The 15,258-nt window shown below is 62.3% G+C and carries 13 protein-coding genes; 10 read left to right on the top strand and 3 right to left on the bottom strand.

Features of this window, described 5'->3' with window-relative positions; all coding sequences use genetic code 11:
* Window positions 1-40: 40 nt before the first annotated feature.
* Window positions 41-1,027 carry a cupin-like domain-containing protein gene (locus tag GGR38_RS22110; protein ID WP_246405199.1) on the bottom strand — a complete coding sequence of 329 codons (987 nt, stop codon included), beginning with the start codon at window positions 1,025-1,027 and terminating at the stop codon, window positions 41-43.
* A 72-nt stretch (window positions 1,028-1,099) separates the two neighbouring features.
* Between GGR38_RS22110 and GGR38_RS22105 the strand changes: the two genes are divergently transcribed.
* From GGR38_RS22105 to GGR38_RS22070, 8 genes are all read left to right on the top strand, one after another.
* Entirely contained in the window at window positions 1,100-1,822 is a 723-nt protein-coding gene (locus GGR38_RS22105) for a SapC family protein (RefSeq protein WP_183628874.1), read from the top strand.
* Window positions 1,812-3,329 (top strand): tryptophan halogenase family protein, encoded by a 1,518-nt coding sequence (locus tag GGR38_RS22100; RefSeq protein WP_221227212.1) that lies wholly within the window; start codon window positions 1,812-1,814, stop codon window positions 3,327-3,329. The genes GGR38_RS22105 and GGR38_RS22100 overlap by 11 nt, the downstream gene beginning before the upstream one ends.
* Before the next feature lie 287 nt (window positions 3,330-3,616).
* The gene (locus tag GGR38_RS22095; RefSeq protein WP_183628872.1) at window positions 3,617-6,133 is read left to right on the top strand and encodes a TonB-dependent receptor plug domain-containing protein; all 2,517 of its coding nucleotides are present in this window, start codon (window positions 3,617-3,619) and stop codon (window positions 6,131-6,133) included.
* 96 nt (window positions 6,134-6,229) lie between these two features.
* Complete coding sequence (locus GGR38_RS22090) at window positions 6,230-8,179, top strand: tetratricopeptide repeat-containing sulfotransferase family protein (RefSeq protein ID WP_183628870.1); 1,950 nt, start codon at window positions 6,230-6,232, stop codon at window positions 8,177-8,179.
* A 448-nt stretch (window positions 8,180-8,627) separates the two neighbouring features.
* Window positions 8,628-9,053: a DUF983 domain-containing protein gene (locus GGR38_RS22085; RefSeq protein ID WP_183628868.1), complete on the top strand. Its 426-nt coding sequence runs from the start codon at window positions 8,628-8,630 to the stop codon at window positions 9,051-9,053.
* Window position 9,054: 1 nt separating this feature from the next.
* Window positions 9,055-9,393: a hypothetical protein gene (locus tag GGR38_RS22080; RefSeq protein ID WP_183628866.1), complete on the top strand. Its 339-nt coding sequence runs from the start codon at window positions 9,055-9,057 to the stop codon at window positions 9,391-9,393.
* Window positions 9,394-9,434: 41 nt separating this feature from the next.
* On the top strand, window positions 9,435-10,823 hold the full coding sequence (locus GGR38_RS22075) for an aminotransferase-like domain-containing protein (RefSeq protein ID WP_183628864.1): 1,389 nt from the start codon (window positions 9,435-9,437) through the stop codon (window positions 10,821-10,823).
* A 143-nt stretch (window positions 10,824-10,966) separates the two neighbouring features.
* The gene (locus GGR38_RS22070) at window positions 10,967-11,434 is read left to right on the top strand and encodes a hypothetical protein (protein ID WP_221227211.1); all 468 of its coding nucleotides are present in this window, start codon (window positions 10,967-10,969) and stop codon (window positions 11,432-11,434) included.
* Window positions 11,435-11,476: 42 nt separating this feature from the next.
* Here the strand turns inward: GGR38_RS22070 and GGR38_RS22065 are convergent, their stop codons facing one another.
* Complete coding sequence (locus tag GGR38_RS22065; protein ID WP_183628860.1) at window positions 11,477-12,484, bottom strand: zinc-dependent alcohol dehydrogenase family protein; 1,008 nt, start codon at window positions 12,482-12,484, stop codon at window positions 11,477-11,479.
* Between the two features lie 100 nt (window positions 12,485-12,584).
* Here GGR38_RS22065 and GGR38_RS22060 point away from each other — a divergent pair, with 100 nt between their 5' ends.
* Complete coding sequence (locus tag GGR38_RS22060) at window positions 12,585-13,457, top strand: LysR family transcriptional regulator (RefSeq protein ID WP_183628859.1); 873 nt, start codon at window positions 12,585-12,587, stop codon at window positions 13,455-13,457.
* Here GGR38_RS22060 and GGR38_RS22055 read toward each other — a convergent pair.
* Window positions 13,450-14,193: an SDR family NAD(P)-dependent oxidoreductase gene (locus GGR38_RS22055; protein ID WP_183628856.1), complete on the bottom strand. Its 744-nt coding sequence runs from the start codon at window positions 14,191-14,193 to the stop codon at window positions 13,450-13,452. The genes GGR38_RS22060 and GGR38_RS22055 overlap by 8 nt on opposite strands.
* A 133-nt stretch (window positions 14,194-14,326) precedes the next feature.
* Here GGR38_RS22055 and GGR38_RS22050 point away from each other — a divergent pair, with 133 nt between their 5' ends.
* Window positions 14,327-15,205: an AraC family transcriptional regulator gene (locus GGR38_RS22050; protein ID WP_183628854.1), complete on the top strand. Its 879-nt coding sequence runs from the start codon at window positions 14,327-14,329 to the stop codon at window positions 15,203-15,205.
* Window positions 15,206-15,258: the final 53 nt, after the last annotated feature.

The following is a 15,258-nucleotide window of genomic DNA, read 5'->3' as shown; positions in this document are numbered from 1 at the left end:
CTTGAGAGGCCGGGCCGCCTCATTGGGGCGGCCCGGCCTCTCACCTCAATGTCTGCAGGAGCATTTCGCGCAGATGCGCCGCGCTGTTCCGGGTAAGTTGGCCAAAGGCCCCGCGTGCCGCCTCGGGCAAATGGTCGAAGGCGGGGCCGTTGGTTTCGAACACCAGATTGTCGAACACCACTTTCCACGCCGCCCGCTGATCCTCTGGCAAATCGCGCAGGGTCAGCAGGCCGGACAGCAAGGCGGTCATCGGCGAACCGAAATAGGCCGGCACATCGCGCCACCACGTGTTGACCATGACATTGACATTATCGAGCGATTCCACGCCATGCCACCACAGGGTCGGAATATAGATCGCATCGCCCGGTTCGAGAATGGCGGTCAATCCATGCGCCTCCGCCTCGCGATAGCGGGGAAAGCGTTCGTAATCGGGCGCGCGTATATCGACCAGGCTGATCGGTTGGCCCGCAGGCGTCAGATCGAGCGGGCCCATATAGAGGTTCGGCAATTGCCCGATGGGGAACAGGGTGAATTTGCGCCGCCCCGCCACCACACAGGCGATGTTTTCGACATTGTCATAATGGGGGGCGGTCATCGTCCGGTTGCCGATCCAGATGGATTGCAGAAACTGGCTGGCCGGGATGAAGGGCGTGATGTCGTGGCTCTGGGCAAAGCCGGGGAAATAACCGGCCAGCGCCAGCGATCCTGCGAACAGGGCGGATGGCTCGACAAGGGCCGCCTCGGCACGCAGGCGCGCGGCGAAATCGACGATGGGGGTCAGTTCCTTGCGGTAATTGAAGCTGGTATAGCCGGGCTCATAGAAAAATCGCCCGCGATGAACCGGATCGCAGACAAAGTGAGGGATGGGAAGATCGGAGCTGATGGCGCAAAGATGATCAAGCAAGCCGTCAGGGCCGAGAAGAACAGAAGGCCATGAGGATATGACGCCCTTCAATACGGCAGGCTGCACCATCGGCTTTATTTCTTCAAGGAATACCTGCGGCGTTACGTCAAAATATTGCGACATATTTTTCATATGACTATCTTTTCAAAATAATTTCATGAATGATATTATATTTTTGGGATGGGTCAATCAATTATGGCAAATTTCGTTCCGCTGAACTTTGCAGAACATCGCTTGCTGCGCCTCGCCAACGGCTATGGCGCGTCTTTGGGCGATGGGCTGGGCATGGTGGGTGTGGTGCCGACGGAAATTCCCGCTCTGGCCAATTCCTATCCGCTGTTTTTCCGCGTTTCCCCTGTGACGGGCGGGTATGAATTGGGCGCGATGCTGGGTTTTGCGGCGGAGGAAAACCTGTTTCTGGCCGATGACGGCTGGGATGCCGCCTATGTCCCGCTTGTGCGCCGCTGCGACCCCTTTGCCGTGCAGCAAAGCCCCGCCAATCCCGACCGCAACAGTTTGATGATCGACCTTGACAGCCCGCGTCTCACGCAGGCGGGCGGCGATGTGCTGTTCTTTTCCGATGGCCGCCCGTCCGAACGTTTGCAGTCGATCATCGACTCCCTCGAAGCGCTGGTAAAGGGCGCGCAGCAGGGCAGCGCCTATGCGGCGGCCCTCGATGCGCTTGGCCTGGTCGAGCCTGTCGAGGTGCGGATCGATCTGGGCGGCGGGGTCAGCCATAATCCATCGGGCCTCTTTGCCATTGCCGAGGCTCGTCTGGCCGAGTTGCCCGCTGATGCCCTGGCCGATCTGCACCGGCAGGGCTATCTCGGCTGGGCCTATCAACAGGCGGCTTCTGTGGGCCAGATTGCCAATCTCATCCTGCGCAAAAACCGGGCGAGGGCGCCCCATGCCCTCTGATCCCGGCTCGATCATCATCGTGGGCGGCGGCACGGCTGGGTGGCTGACCGCGGGCATTCTGGCGGGGCGGCTTGGCCTGCCTTCGCGCCGGGATCTGAGCATCACGGTGGTCGAATCGCCCGGCGTGCCCATTCTGGGCGTGGGTGAGGGCACCTGGCCGACGATCCGCCAGAGCCTTCAGGTCATGGGCATTGGCGAGGCCGAATTTTTGGCGGTCTGCGATGCGACCTTCAAGCAAGGCTCGCAATTCGTCGGGTGGCGACAGCAGGGCGCGGCGGGCGAGCACAGCTATATCCACCCCTTCACCCCGCCCCACCGCTTTGGCGAGGTTGATCTGGCTTCTGCATGGCTCGCCGCGCCATCGACCGGATTTGATGAGGCCGTCTGCTTCCAGACCGCCCTCTGCCGCGCGGGCCTTGCGCCCAAGACGCGCAGCAGCCCGGAGTTTGAGGGCATCGGCAATTACGCCTATCATTTTGACGCGGGCAAAGTGGCCGGTTTCCTCAAGGAACACTGCATCGCGCGATTGGGCGTACGCCATCTCTCCGACGATGTGGAGGGCTGCCGGATGGATGATGACGGGGCGATTGCGGCCCTGCTCACCGCCCGCCATGGCGAGTTGGCGGGCGATTTCTTCGTGGATTGCAGCGGCCAGCACGGCGTGCTGATCGACCGGGTTTACAAGGTGCCGCTGGTCAATTGCCGCGATGTGCTGTTCGTTGACACCGCTCTGGCCATTCAGGTGCCCTATCCCGAGGCTGACAGCCCGATTGCTTCGGTTACGCTGGCCACGGCGCAGGAGGCCGGCTGGATCTGGGATATCGGCCTTACCACAAGGCGCGGCGTGGGCTATGTTTATTCCAGCGAATACTGTTCGGACGACGAAGCGCGCGAGCGGCTCGATCGCTATGTCCGCGCGATTTCGGGCCGGGCCTTGCCTGCCGAGCCGCGCCGCATCGCCATCAATTCGGGCTATCGTGAACGGTTCTGGGTGGCCAATTGCGCGGCCATCGGCGTGTCATCGGGCTTTGTCGAGCCGCTCGAAGCCTCCAGCATTGCGATGATCGAAGTATCGGCCAACCATCTGGCCGAGCACCTGAGTTTTGACCGCGAGGTCATGGCGATTGAGGCGGCGCGCTTTAACCGCAAGCTCGATCAAATATGGCGCGATGCCATCGACTTTCTCAAACTGCATTATGTACTGAGCGACCGCAGCGAGCCGTTTTGGGTGGCCAATCGCGACAAACGCTCGATCCCGGAATCCCTGCGCGAGAATTTGCGCATTTGGCAAAACCGCCCGCCGATCAGCGGGGATTTTCCGCATACCTCTCAACTATTTGGCCCTGCCAGCTATCAATATATCCTCTATGGCATGCGCCATCCCGCGCCGCAGGACGCTGCCCTGCCCGGCGAAAACCCGCATCACCATCTTCAGGAGGTGCGGGCTCTGACCGCCCGTTTCGGCCGCGTTCTGGCGCCCAACCGGGATTGGTTGGGTCAGGGGTGATAGGCGTCTAGAAATCGTACCGCATGGGCATGTCGCACCGCGCCTGCCATCATGGGGAGACCTCCGCCCTGCCTATGGTGGCAGGCGGGCCAATCTACACCACAAAACTTCGTGCCGGAGCAGCGGCAAAAACGGCCGAAGGTGTCGCCGCGCGCATGGATATGCGGCTGTGGATTCTAAAGCGAAATAGATAGCCTTGTTGGTGCTTGGGGAAGCATCGACATGGCTGATGCGGTGTGCCCGGCGAAAAAATAAAACCAAAATCATTCCCGGGAGGGTTCCAAACCATGAAGCTTCATCTCCTTTCGAGCACCGCCTTTGTTCTGTGCGCGGCGGCCCCGGCCTATGCGGCCGATGCGACAAACCCGCCGCCCGCCGCAGACATCATCGTGACGGGGACGCGCCTGACCGGGATGCGCGCGCAGGACAGCGCAGCGCCGGTGCAGGTGATCGGGGTGCAGGCGCTGCAAAATGTTGGGCCGCCTGATCTCGGACCCGCGCTTTCGGCATCGCTGCCTTCCCTGAATTTTCAGGGCTTTGGCAATGACACGGCCAACCTCACGCTTTCTGCGGCGCTGCGCGGCATCAGCCCGAACGAAACGCTGGTGCTGATCAACGGCAAGCGTCGCCATACCACGGCGAACCTTGCCGTTGCCGGTGGCAGCCCCTATTCCGGCAGCGCCACGACCGACCTGAGCTTTGTTCCGGTCGCATCGATCCAGCGGGTCGAAGTGCTGCAGGACGGCGCGGCTGCCCAGTACGGGTCCGATGCGATTGCCGGTGTGGTCAACATCATCACCAAGACCGCATCCCATGGCGGGATGCTGACCGCCTCGGGCGGGCAAAATTACGAGAATGGGGGCAAGACCGCATCGGCTGCGATCAATGCGGGTATGAAGCTGGGCGAAAACGGCTTCATCAACCTGACGGGCGAGTACAAGTTCCACGACTTCACCCAGCACGGGACATGCGACCGCCGTTATTTCGACCCGCAGTGCAATATCACTGCGACCAATCCGGTCATCGTTGCCGGTCTTAAGGCCTCGGACGGCTTCCCCCGCGTCAACCGCATCAATGGCGATGCGCGCTACACGATCTACAACGTGAGCTTCAGCGCAGGCTATGATCTGGGCAGCGCGCAGCTTTATGCTTTCGGCAGCTACGGCAACCGCAGCGCTCGCTCGAACCAGAACTATCGCGTTGGCAACCGTGTCTCCGGCACGACCAGCACGGGGGTGACCGTCTATCCCTTGCCCAATGGTTTTACCCCGCAGGAAGGCGTGCGCGAGGAAGACTTCTCGCTGACCGCCGGCATCAAGGGCAAGGCTGCCGGTTGGAACTATGACCTCTCGGGCACCTATGGCCGCGACACGGTGAAGCTCTACACGCTGAACTCGGCCAACCGTGGCCTGTTCTCTGCCCTCCAGTCGACCAGCGCCACGCCGCTTACAGGCCTGCAGCGCGATTTCTATGATGGCCAGCTGTCCAACAGCGAATGGGCGGCCAACCTCGATCTCAGCCGCGAATTCGAAGTGGGCTTTGCCAAGCCGGTCACCCTCGCTTTGGGGGCCGAGTACCGGCGCGACAGCTATGCCATCGGCGAAGGCGAGTGGGCCGCCAACGCCTATGGCGGTGGTCAGGGCTATCAGGGCTTTGCCGACACCGATGCAGGCGTGTTCAGCCGCACCGGCTATGCCTTCTATGCCGACCTTGCTGCCGATCCGGTGGCGGGCCTGCATACTGACCTTGCGGGGCGTTACGAGCATTTCTCCGACTTCGGATCTGTCACCACGGGCAAGTTGACCGCCCGCTACGACTTCTCGCCCGCCTTCGCCCTGCGCGGCACTGTTGCCAACGGGTTCCGCGCGCCCAGTCTGGCCGAAGAGCACTATTCGTCGGTCAATGTCGGGCCGGGCTATGTCTATGGCCAGTTCCCGGCGAACTCGCCTTCCTCGCAACTGCTGGGTTTCTCTCCACTCAAACCCGAAAGGTCGACCAACCTGTCGATTGGGATCGTGACTCACCTTGCCCCCGCGCTGCAATTCACGCTCGATGCCTATCAGATCAGCATCAAGCACCGGATCGTCGGATCGGGCGACATCTTCGGCTCCAACGGTTCCACTGTGGTGTCTCAGGCCGTGCTTGATGCCCTGTCGGCACGCAAAATTTCGGTCGCCGATGCGACGTCCTATGCCGGTATCGACATCTTTACCAACGGGGCCGACACCCGCACCCGCGGGGTCGAGGCGACCGCCAACTATGCCAGCGATTTTGGCGAGGCCAATCACGTCGACTGGTCGCTGGGGGTGAATTACAATAAGACAGAGGTGACCAATATCATCGATCTGCCGTCTGCGGTTTATAACGCCAGTCAGGGGCAGACGAAGTTGATGACGCAATATGCGATCGATGCGCTGACCACGGCCTCGCCTCGGGTCAAGGCGATCGCCAACGCCCTGTGGAGCCACGGGCCGCTCAAGGTGAACCTGCGCGAGACGATGTATGGTGTCACCAGCCAGCATCTCAGCCCCGATGGCTCAGGGCAGGGCAGCAGCGCGCAACTGGTCCGGATCGGCACGACCTTCATCACCGATCTCGACATCGGCTATGCGTTGACGCCGCATCTTCGGTTCAACGCGGGCGCGAACAACCTGTTCAACAAGCAGGCGCCGACGATGCCGACCGTCACCGTCAATGGCACGCAGCGGCCGCTGCTCAACAATATCTACAATGCCGCAATCGCTTTTACGCCCTGGGGCATCAATGGCGGTTACTATTACGGGCGGGTTACCTACAACTTCTGAGGCTGGGCGGGGCCGTTCCGCAAGATGTTGCGGGGCGGCCCTCGCGCTGCCAGACTATGGACTTGCGGGGGGATTGGACCCCGCCCGGAGAGCGGCATGACCGATCCTGTTGAGCAAGCGGCCGCAGCCCTCGCCGACAATCCCGCGCAGGCAAGCCGACTGGCGCAGGCGCTGGTCATGCGCAATTCAGCCGATCCGCGCCCCCGGCTGATCCTCGCTTCGGCCTTGCGCCGTTTGGGCAAGCCGGGCGAAGCCCTGCCGCTGCTCGTCGCGTTGGCGGCGCAGTGGCCCCGTGCCGCCCGCACGCGCTATGAACTGGGCCTGTCGCTCTCGCTGCTGGGGCGCGAAGAGGAGGGCATCGCGCATCTGGAGGCGGCGGTCGCCATCGAGCCGGGGCTGGTGGAAGCGTGGGAAGCCCTGTCGAACACGGCCTTTGCGTTAGGGCGCTATGCAACCGAGGCGCAGGCGCAAGCGAGGCTGGCGCGGCTTTCCATTGCAGACCCCCGGCTTGCCGGGGCGGCCGAGGCGGTGGCGCTGGGCCGCTGCGAGGATGCCGAGCCGGTTTTGCGGGACTATCTGGCAAGCCATCCCGATCACGTCGAAGCCTTGCGTCTGCTGTCCGATTGCCTCTCCATCGCCGGGGCGCATCAACAGGCTGAGGCGCTCCTGCGCCATGCTCTGACGATCCAGCCAGAGTTTGCTCCCCTGCGTTTTGCTCTCGCGCGGGCCTTGTTCGCGGCGCAGCGGGCCGAAGCGGCCCTGCTCGAACTGGCGCCGCTGGAGCGGGGGGATCCGGCCAATCCGGCCTATCGCAATCTGCGGGCGGCCTGCCTTGCGCTGTTAGGCGATGAGGCCGGTGCGGCAGAAATTCAGGGTGAACTGGCGGCTCGCTATCCTGCCAATCCGCGCATTGCGGTGAACCTTGGCCACGCTCTGCGCACACGGGGTGAGCGCGACAGCGCGATTGCCGCCTACCGCCGGGCCGCCGCCCTGCAACCGTCGAATGGTGAGGCATGGTGGAGCCTTGCCAACCTCAAGATCGGCGCGCTTGGCGATGCCGATGAGCGCGAGATGCGCCGTATTTTGCAAAGCCCGCGCCTTGACGAGCGAGAGCGCATGCGATTGTCCTATGCGCTTGGCCGGTTGCTTGAGGATGCCGGGGCCTTTGCCGAGAGTTTCGAGCATTATGCCGCAGGAGCAGCGATCGCCTTTCGGCAGCGCCAGACGGCCTTGCCCGACTATCCGCAACAGGGCGCCGACATCAGCGCGCTCTTTTCAGAGGAATTCTTCGCCCGCCGACAGGGCTGGGGAGCAGCGAGCGCTGCGCCGATTTTTGTCCTCGGACTGCCTCGATCCGGCTCGACGCTGGTGGAGCAGATCCTTGCCACGCATCCGGATATCGAAGGCACGATGGAACTGCCCTATATGGGCAGCATCGCCAGTCGTCTGGCGGTTCAAGGCCCCGATGCCGTCTCCCGCCTGGCCGAGCCGGAGGTGCGGGCGCTTGGTGAGGAATATCTGGCGCAGGCGGCCATCCATCGCCGATTGGGGCGACCCCGCTTTATTGACAAGATGCCGAACAACTTCCGCCACGTCGGGCTGATCCGGCTGATCTTGCCGCATGCCAGAATCATTGATGTGCGGCGCCATCCGATGGCCGCCGGATTTTCGTGTTTCAAGCAGCTCTTCGCCAAAGGTCACGATTATTCCTATGATTTGGCGGAACTGGGCCGGTACTACCGGTTCTATCTGTCCGTGATGCAGCACTTCGCCAAGGTCCAGCCCGGCAAGATCTACACACAGGTTTACGAGTCGCTCGTCGCGGCACCCGAGGCACAGATTGCGGCACTGCTCGATGCTGCCGGAGTGGGTTTCGCGCCGGAATGCCTGCGCTTTCACGAGAACCGCCGGGCCGTGCGAACCGTCAGCTCCGAACAGGTGCGTCAGCCGATCTATCGTTCGGCCCTTGAGCATTGGCGCAATTACGAGAGATTTCTCGGGCCGCTGAAACGGGCTTTGGGAGATGTCGGTTCAAACTGGCACTGAACGGCAGCGGCGAGCTGACATCGGCTTTCACGGAACGATCAGATGTTTGTCAAAGCAGTCTCGATGCTGGCCTAACGAAGCTTATCTCTGTGCCCTTCAAACCAATAACACCTCAAGCAGACCACGCCAAAGGTCCGTGAGATCGCTTGGAGAGCGCAGAGCCGACTGACGGCCCGCTATCGGGGGTTCGTCGCCAAGGAGGTGCAACCAGCCTGATGACATCGCAGTTCCCGCGCACTCGACAGCGGGCCGTACAACCGATGTCGGCTTTGTTGTGGTTTCGCGCGGCCTTGGCTTGTTGGCCCTGAGCCGCTTTTGCGCTCCTGAACGGCAATGCCGGCAGATCCGTGATGTGAATTTTGCCTTCTTAATGTATGGACTATTGCATGCAATATGCATGCATTGTAGATGGGCTGCAGAATCAGTGCCCCTTTAAGGGATAAGGCCGATGAAACCCACAAATCTGATTGAAAATAAAGGGAAATGGATTTTTCATTGTGGCATGAAGGGCTGTTGCCCGAATTGTGGCAAAGCGTCCATGTTCAAGCGCTGGCTCAAGCTGCAGGACCGCTGCCCCAATTGCGGGCTGAATTATAACTTTGCCGCGCCGGACGATGGCCCGGCGTTCTTTTCGCTCTGCATCGTGGCCTTTCCGTTGTCCTTTTTTGTTGTCTGGCTTCAGGTCGCGTTTGACCCGCCCTACTGGGTGCATCTGGTCACATCGCTTCCGCTGATGATGCTCGGCTGCATCTTGCCATTGCCCTATATCAAGGGATGGTTGGTCGCCTCGGCCTATGTCAATCACGCGCAGGAGGCAGGCACCGAAAGGCTGTGGGCCGAACTGCATGCCCGCGCCGAGGACAAGGCTGATTGATATGTGCACAGAGAATGTTGATCTTACTGCGACAGGCGGTAATGCACTGACTTTGGCCGCACATCTGGTTGCGAAAGTGTATGACGCGATCAACAGGCCGGATCTTGCCGCCATGATCCGCGCAGGACAGGCAGAGGATTTTCCGGAGATCGCCGACGCCGCAGCGCTGCTGGAACATGAAACGGCCCGCATTGGCCGCTATGAATCGGCGCTACGGCAATATGCCGATCCCGGCCTTTGGGATGATACGACGCCGGGCGGAATGCTCGCGCTGCATGATGGTGGGGAAATGGCGAGGAACGTGCTTGCAGGGCGCCCCGTTTTCAATCATCGGGACTGATGATCCATGCAAAATACCTGCAAAAGGGTTGGAACCTCACAATGACCGATTGGACGCCTGACATCAACACGGCGAGCGGCCCTAAATACCTTGCGATTGCCCAATCTCTGGCCGATGCCATCGAGGCGGGAGCTCTGACGCCCGGCGACCGGCTGCCGCCGCAAAGGGCGCTGGCTGACATGCTTGGTCTGGATTTGACCACAGTAACCCGCGCCTATGGCGAGGCTCAAAGGCTTGGTCTGATAGAGGGTAGTGGCCGCCGTGGCAGCTATGTGAAGGCCCGGGACAAAGTGGCTCCGTCGATTTCCGCCGACGATCCCGGCGATACCGGGATGAATGCCCCGCCCGAAGGCTTTGGCGGCACGCTTGCTCAGGCCTTTCGCGACAGTGTGGCAGGCCTGCTCGGCGCTGACATGGCCGCGGCGCCCCTCCAGTATCAGCGCAGCGGCGGTGCGCCATCGGCGCGCAGGGCTGGAGCCGAACTGCTCATGTCTCGTGGTATTGCCTGCTCCGAGGACACAGTGCTTTTGGCGGCGGGCGGTCAGAATGCTCTCCATGCCATTTTCAGCGCCCAGTTCAAGTCTGGCGACAGGCTGGCGGTCTGCGCCCATGCCTATCCTGGATTGCTCGCGCTGGCCCGCCGGTTTGGCGTGACGCTGCAGGTCATCGCCTCGGATGCCGATGGCATGGATCCCGCCAGTCTGGATCAGGCCTGCGCGGGCGGCGGGGTGCGGGGCGTCTACCTCGTGCCAACGAATGACAATCCGACCACGATCACCATGCCCAATGCCCGCAGGCAGGCGGTGGCCGCAGTGATCGAAAAGCACGATCTGCTGCTGATCGAGGACGATGCCTATGGCTGGCTTCCAGACCATCCTCTGCCCCCGATCACCTCCTATGTGCCCGACCAAAGCTGGCACATCGCGAGCGTTTCGAAAGTCTTGACCCCCGGTTTGCGCTTGGCGTGGCTGCGCGCGCCCAATGTTGCGGGCGCGTGGCGACTGGCCGCCGATATGCATGAAACCGCGATCATGGCGCCGCCGCTCAATGCCGCCGTTGTCACGGACTGGGTCAGGGGCGGCTTGTTCCACAAGCTGATTGACGAGGTAAGGTCCGAGGCCCGCCTGCGACAGGATATCGTGCGGGAAAGCCTTTCGTCGGGCAGCTTCCGCGCGCAGGACTATGGCTATCACCTGTGGGTCGAGGTGCCGGAGGATCTGGATGCTCGCCACGTTTGCGATGCGCTGCGCCAGCATGGCCTGCCCGCGATCCCCGCTGATGCTTTCGCGGCCGAAAAATCATCAAGCAGGCCCGCCGCCATGCGGGTTTCAGTTGGTGGAGCAATAGGGCGCGATCAATTGCGACGTGGCCTCAACCTGCTGGCTGCCCTGATTGGTCCGCAGGCACCGCGCAAGATCAATCTGGTCTGATACTCTGGGCCGGTATGTCGGAATATGGGAGGGTGAGGATGCGGTTCCAAACCTCACCGGAAAATGATTTTTGTTAGGACATCGTGATGGATTGGGCTCCCGTAATATTGCTGATTGTAAAGGGTAGTGTCATCGGCACCGCCATGTTCTTCGCCGTCAAATGGCATTACGATCAGGATCGGAACAGGAACGATGAAGGTGGAAATGCGCAATGGACCAGCGAATTGCGCATTTTCATAACGATGCTGGTCGCTCTCACCTTATCCCTGATCGGGATTGTTTACGCCGGATGCTGGGGCGATAGGGCCGTTGGCGGATCGGGCGGCGCCTTGGCCTTCGTACTCACGCTTGCGGTGTTTCTGGTGGCGAAGCCGACCGCAGAGGCCGATCTGTATGATCGCCTCGGACAAGCCGGCCACGTCCTTAACGAAGAAGGCATTCAGCATCTTGATGCCTTGAAGCACGCGATCGAGCCTTTGCGTGAGGCGTTGATCCGCAGGCGCGACTCCCTGCTGCGCGAAAAGATCTATTTCAGCATCGCGGTGACCATCAGCGCGCTTGCGTGGGTCTATGGTGATATAGCCGCTGGTTGGTTCAGCTTTATACGTTGAAGCGTTTTGGCCCTATCGCGGAAAATGCATCACCAGCGCCAATCAGGCGATGGTGATGGCGATCTTGCCTTGCGCACGCCGGGCGCCGTTGCGGCCAGTCACCGCGTCATAGGCATCGCCGATCTGGTTCATCGTGAACGTACGCGGGTCAAGCCGGGGCAGCAGGTGGCCACCTTCGGCCATGGCGGCGGCGGCATTCAGGATCTCGCCATAATGGGCGCGCCCTTCGTCGGCGAGCAGCGTATGCAGTGTGAAGACGCCCGAATAGGTGGCCTGTTTGAAGGATAGCGGAGCCAGCGCATGCGTGCCCCAGCCAAGGCAACTGACCACATGGCCAAATCGCCGCACCGCCCGGAACGAGGCATCGAGCAGTGCCCCGCCGCCGGTGTCATAGACCACATCAAAGCCGCGCCCTGCGGTATGTTCGGCCACGTATAGGTCCACATCCAGCGCGGCGTCGATCGGGGTGGCGCCCAATGCGCGCAGGTAATCGTGATCCGCGGCAAAGGCGGTGGCAAACACGCGGGCGCCATGGGCCAGCGCGATCTGCACCGCCACATGGCCGACACCCCCTGCGCCGCCCTGCACCAGCACGCTGTCACCCGGGCGGATGGCGGCGCGGTCGATCAGCCCTTCCCACGCGGTGATCACCACCAGCGGCAGGATCGCCGCCTCGCGCATGGTCAGGTTTGCAGGCTTATGCGCCAGCAGGCGGACATCGGCGGCGACATACTGCGCCTGCGTGCCGGGCAGGGAGCCCACACCGCCGATCAGGCCATAGACCTCGTCGCCGGGCGCAAAACCTGTGACGCCCGCGCCAACCTGTTCCACCACGCCGGCCACATCCATGCCCAGCACGGCGGGCAACGGACGGCGGGCATGGGCAGCCTCGCCTGCATGGATCTTGGTGTCGAGCGGGTTGGTGCCGCTGGCATGGACGCGGATCAGAACCTCGCCCGCGCCAGTGGTGGGGCGTGCGACGGTGCGCAGAGTGAAGGGGCCATTGGCGGTATCAGCTATGGCGGCGAGCATGGTGGGGTTATGGGTCATCGGGGTATCTCCTGTTTGATGCCCTGATGGTGCGCCGATCATGCTTGAATGAAAATCAACTATGCTGCATGATGTCCATTCATATTTGTTTGGGTGCGCCATGTCTTCCACGCCGCTTGAATGGAGCGATCTGCCGGTTTTTCTCGCCATCGCGCGTGAAGGCACGCTGGGTGCCGCGGCGCGAAAACTGGGCCAATCGCAGCCCACCATGGGCCGCCGCCTGCGTGCGCTGGAAGAAGCCACAAGCACCGCCCTGTTTCAGCGCACCGCCGATGGCTTTGTGCTGACCGATGAAGGCGCAGTGATGCTGCGCCATGCCGAGCGTATGGAGGCCGAGGCTCAGGCGCTCTCACGCGAATTGGCGGGCAATGAGCAGCGCTTGGAGGGCATGCTGCGGCTGACCTGTTCGGACTGGTTCGGGCGGATCGTGCTGGCGCCCATACTGGCCGAGTTCCACCGATGCCATCCCGGCGTGGTGGTCGAAACGCTGACCGATCCGCGCATCTACAGCCTTGCCCGCCGCGAGGCCGATCTGGTGCTGCGCATCGCCCCGTTTGATGAGCCAGAGGTGATCGCAAGGCGGCTGATGACGGTGCCCTATGCGCTCTATGCCCCGGCAGGCTATGGCCCGGATGATTATCGGTCTTTGGGTGATGATGTGCCGGTGGTGGTGATGGACACCGGCTTTGGCGGGATGCCCGATGTGGGCTGGCTGATGCAGAGCCTGCCCGCCGCGCGCATCGTGGCCCGCAGCAACAGCCGCGAGATGCAGGCGCAGCTCTGCGCGCTGGGCACGGGGCTGGCGGTCCTGCCCAAACCTTTGGGCGCCGCCACGCCGGGTCTGGTGGAGGTGGATCTTGGCAGCGCCCCGCCGAGCCGCGAGACATGGCTGGGCTATCACCGTGACCTGAAGCGCTTGCCGCGCCTGCGCGCATTGCTTGACCTGATGGTCGAAAGCGCCGCGCTCAGATGATGTAACCGCCCGCCACCTCGATGGTCTGCGCGTTGATCCAGCGGTTATCGTCAGACAGGAGGCCCGCCACCATCCGGCCCACATCGTCGGGTTCGCCGATACGACCCAGCGCAGTCTGTCCGGCCAGCATGGTCTCGAATTCGGCGTTGATGCCGCCGCCAAGATCCGTGCGGATCGCCCCCGGCGCAATGGCATTGGCGCGAATGCCGCGTTCGCCAAACTCCTTGGCCATATAGCGGGTCAACACCTCCAGCCCGCCCTTGAACGCGGCATAGGGCGCGACGCCCGCCGTGGCCACGCGGGTGGTGGCGCTGGTGACATTCACGATGTGGCCGCCATTCGCCATCAACGGCAACAGGGTCTGCGTCAGGAAAAACGGCCCTTTGAGGTGGACACGGAACAGGGCGTCAAAATCATCTTCAGCGACATTGGCGATGGGCGCGAATTGCCCATGCCCCGCATTGTTGACCAGCGCGTCAAAGTTAGTCGCCTGCCATACGCTGGCCAAGGCGTCGCGCAGCATCGCACAAAAGGCGGGGAAGCTGGCGATGTCGCTGACATCGAGCGGCAAGGCCGCTGCTTTGCCGCCCTCGGCCTCAATCGCAGCGACCAATTGCTCGGCTTCCTGCTGGCCTGTCCGGTAAGTGATGATGGTGCCAAACCCGCGCCTGGCGCAATGCCGAGCCATGCTGGCGCCAAGGCCGCGACTGGCGCCGGTGATGATGACAATGCTCATGGTCGTCCTCTTCGCTATGATGCGGTGGATCTAATCGCCCCGCGCAGGAGCGTGCGCCCATGATCCTCCTGCATTGATGCCTATTCCTGCTTTGTCATTGCCGGGCTCAATCGGGTATGACACAGCACGACACATGGAAACCCGGCTGTCCGAACTGCGCAGATTGGCATCGCGGGCCGAAAACCGCCGGACCGAAACGGGAATTCCGCGGGTGGCCATGGTGCAGGGCGAAATTGCCGAGCATCGCCTTGCCGCTGTTTATGATCCCATGATCAACCTGATCCTGACAGGTGCGAAGACAATGACGGTGGGTGGGCGCACACTGCGTTACGACCCGGCCACCTATTTCGTGATGTCGGTGGATTTGCCTGCGGTGGGCAACGTGCATCCGGCCGATGATGGCGCGCCCTATCTGGCGGTCAGCTTGACGCTGGAGCCCAGGATCATCGCCGCCCTGTTGGCCGATGCGCCCAATGCCCCCGGCGGGCCGGTGGACGGTGCTGCCTTTTGCGTGGCGCCCATTACCGAGGATTTGCTGGATGCCTGGGTGCGGCTGCTGAGGTTGATGGAGCGCCATGACGAGATCGCTGTGCTGGCGCCCGCCTATGAACGGGAGATCCTGTTTCGGGTGTTGCAGGGGCCATTGGGCTGGATGCTGCGCGCGATCGCCACGCCGGGAACAGCCTTGGCCCGGGTGGGCACGGCGATCCGATGGATCAGGCAAAATTTTACGCAGCCGCTGCGGGTCGAAACTCTGGCGGCCATGGCGGCGCTCAGTGTCTCGGCGTTTCACCGCCAGTTCAAGGCCGTGACCACGTTGAGCCCGTTGCAATACCAGAAACAGGTGCGCCTGTTGCACGCGCGTTCACTGCTGATGGCGGGCGAGGGCAATGTCACATCAGTGGCGATGGATGTGGGCTATGAAAGCCAAACCCAGTTCAGCCGCGAATATGCCCGCCAATTCGGCCTGCCGCCATCGCGCGACATCACCAGATTACGCGAAAGCCTCTGAAGCCCGCGTTCACCCGTCTTATGGTTCCGGCGGGCGCCCTGAAACCGGCTGCT

Source organism: Novosphingobium sediminicola (assembly GCF_014196525.1).
Classification (GTDB): Bacteria; Pseudomonadota; Alphaproteobacteria; order Sphingomonadales; family Sphingomonadaceae; genus Novosphingobium; species Novosphingobium sediminicola.
This window is presented reverse-complemented; position numbering and strand designations above follow the sequence as displayed.

Excerpts from the sequence above, each read along its gene's own strand:
- GGR38_RS22050 (WP_183628854.1), top strand. The coding sequence starts at position 14,327 with ATGGAAACCCGGCTGTCCGAACTGCGCAGATTGGCATCGCGGGCCGAA.
- GGR38_RS22055 (WP_183628856.1), bottom strand. The coding sequence starts at position 14,193 with ATGAGCATTGTCATCATCACCGGCGCCAGTCGCGGCCTTGGCGCCAGC.
- GGR38_RS22100 (WP_221227212.1), top strand. The coding sequence starts at position 1,812 with ATGCCCTCTGATCCCGGCTCGATCATCATCGTGGGCGGCGGCACGGCT.
- GGR38_RS22080 (WP_183628866.1), top strand. The coding sequence starts at position 9,055 with ATGTGCACAGAGAATGTTGATCTTACTGCGACAGGCGGTAATGCACTG.
- GGR38_RS22075 (WP_183628864.1), top strand. The coding sequence starts at position 9,435 with ATGACCGATTGGACGCCTGACATCAACACGGCGAGCGGCCCTAAATAC.
- GGR38_RS22090 (WP_183628870.1), top strand. The coding sequence starts at position 6,230 with ATGACCGATCCTGTTGAGCAAGCGGCCGCAGCCCTCGCCGACAATCCC.
- GGR38_RS22085 (WP_183628868.1), top strand. The coding sequence starts at position 8,628 with ATGAAACCCACAAATCTGATTGAAAATAAAGGGAAATGGATTTTTCAT.
- GGR38_RS22105 (WP_183628874.1), top strand. The coding sequence starts at position 1,100 with ATGGCAAATTTCGTTCCGCTGAACTTTGCAGAACATCGCTTGCTGCGC.
- GGR38_RS22095 (WP_183628872.1), top strand. The coding sequence starts at position 3,617 with ATGAAGCTTCATCTCCTTTCGAGCACCGCCTTTGTTCTGTGCGCGGCG.
- GGR38_RS22110 (WP_246405199.1), bottom strand. The coding sequence starts at position 1,027 with ATGTCGCAATATTTTGACGTAACGCCGCAGGTATTCCTTGAAGAAATA.
- GGR38_RS22060 (WP_183628859.1), top strand. The coding sequence starts at position 12,585 with ATGTCTTCCACGCCGCTTGAATGGAGCGATCTGCCGGTTTTTCTCGCC.
- GGR38_RS22070 (WP_221227211.1), top strand. The coding sequence starts at position 10,967 with ATGTTCTTCGCCGTCAAATGGCATTACGATCAGGATCGGAACAGGAAC.
- GGR38_RS22065 (WP_183628860.1), bottom strand. The coding sequence starts at position 12,484 with ATGACCCATAACCCCACCATGCTCGCCGCCATAGCTGATACCGCCAAT.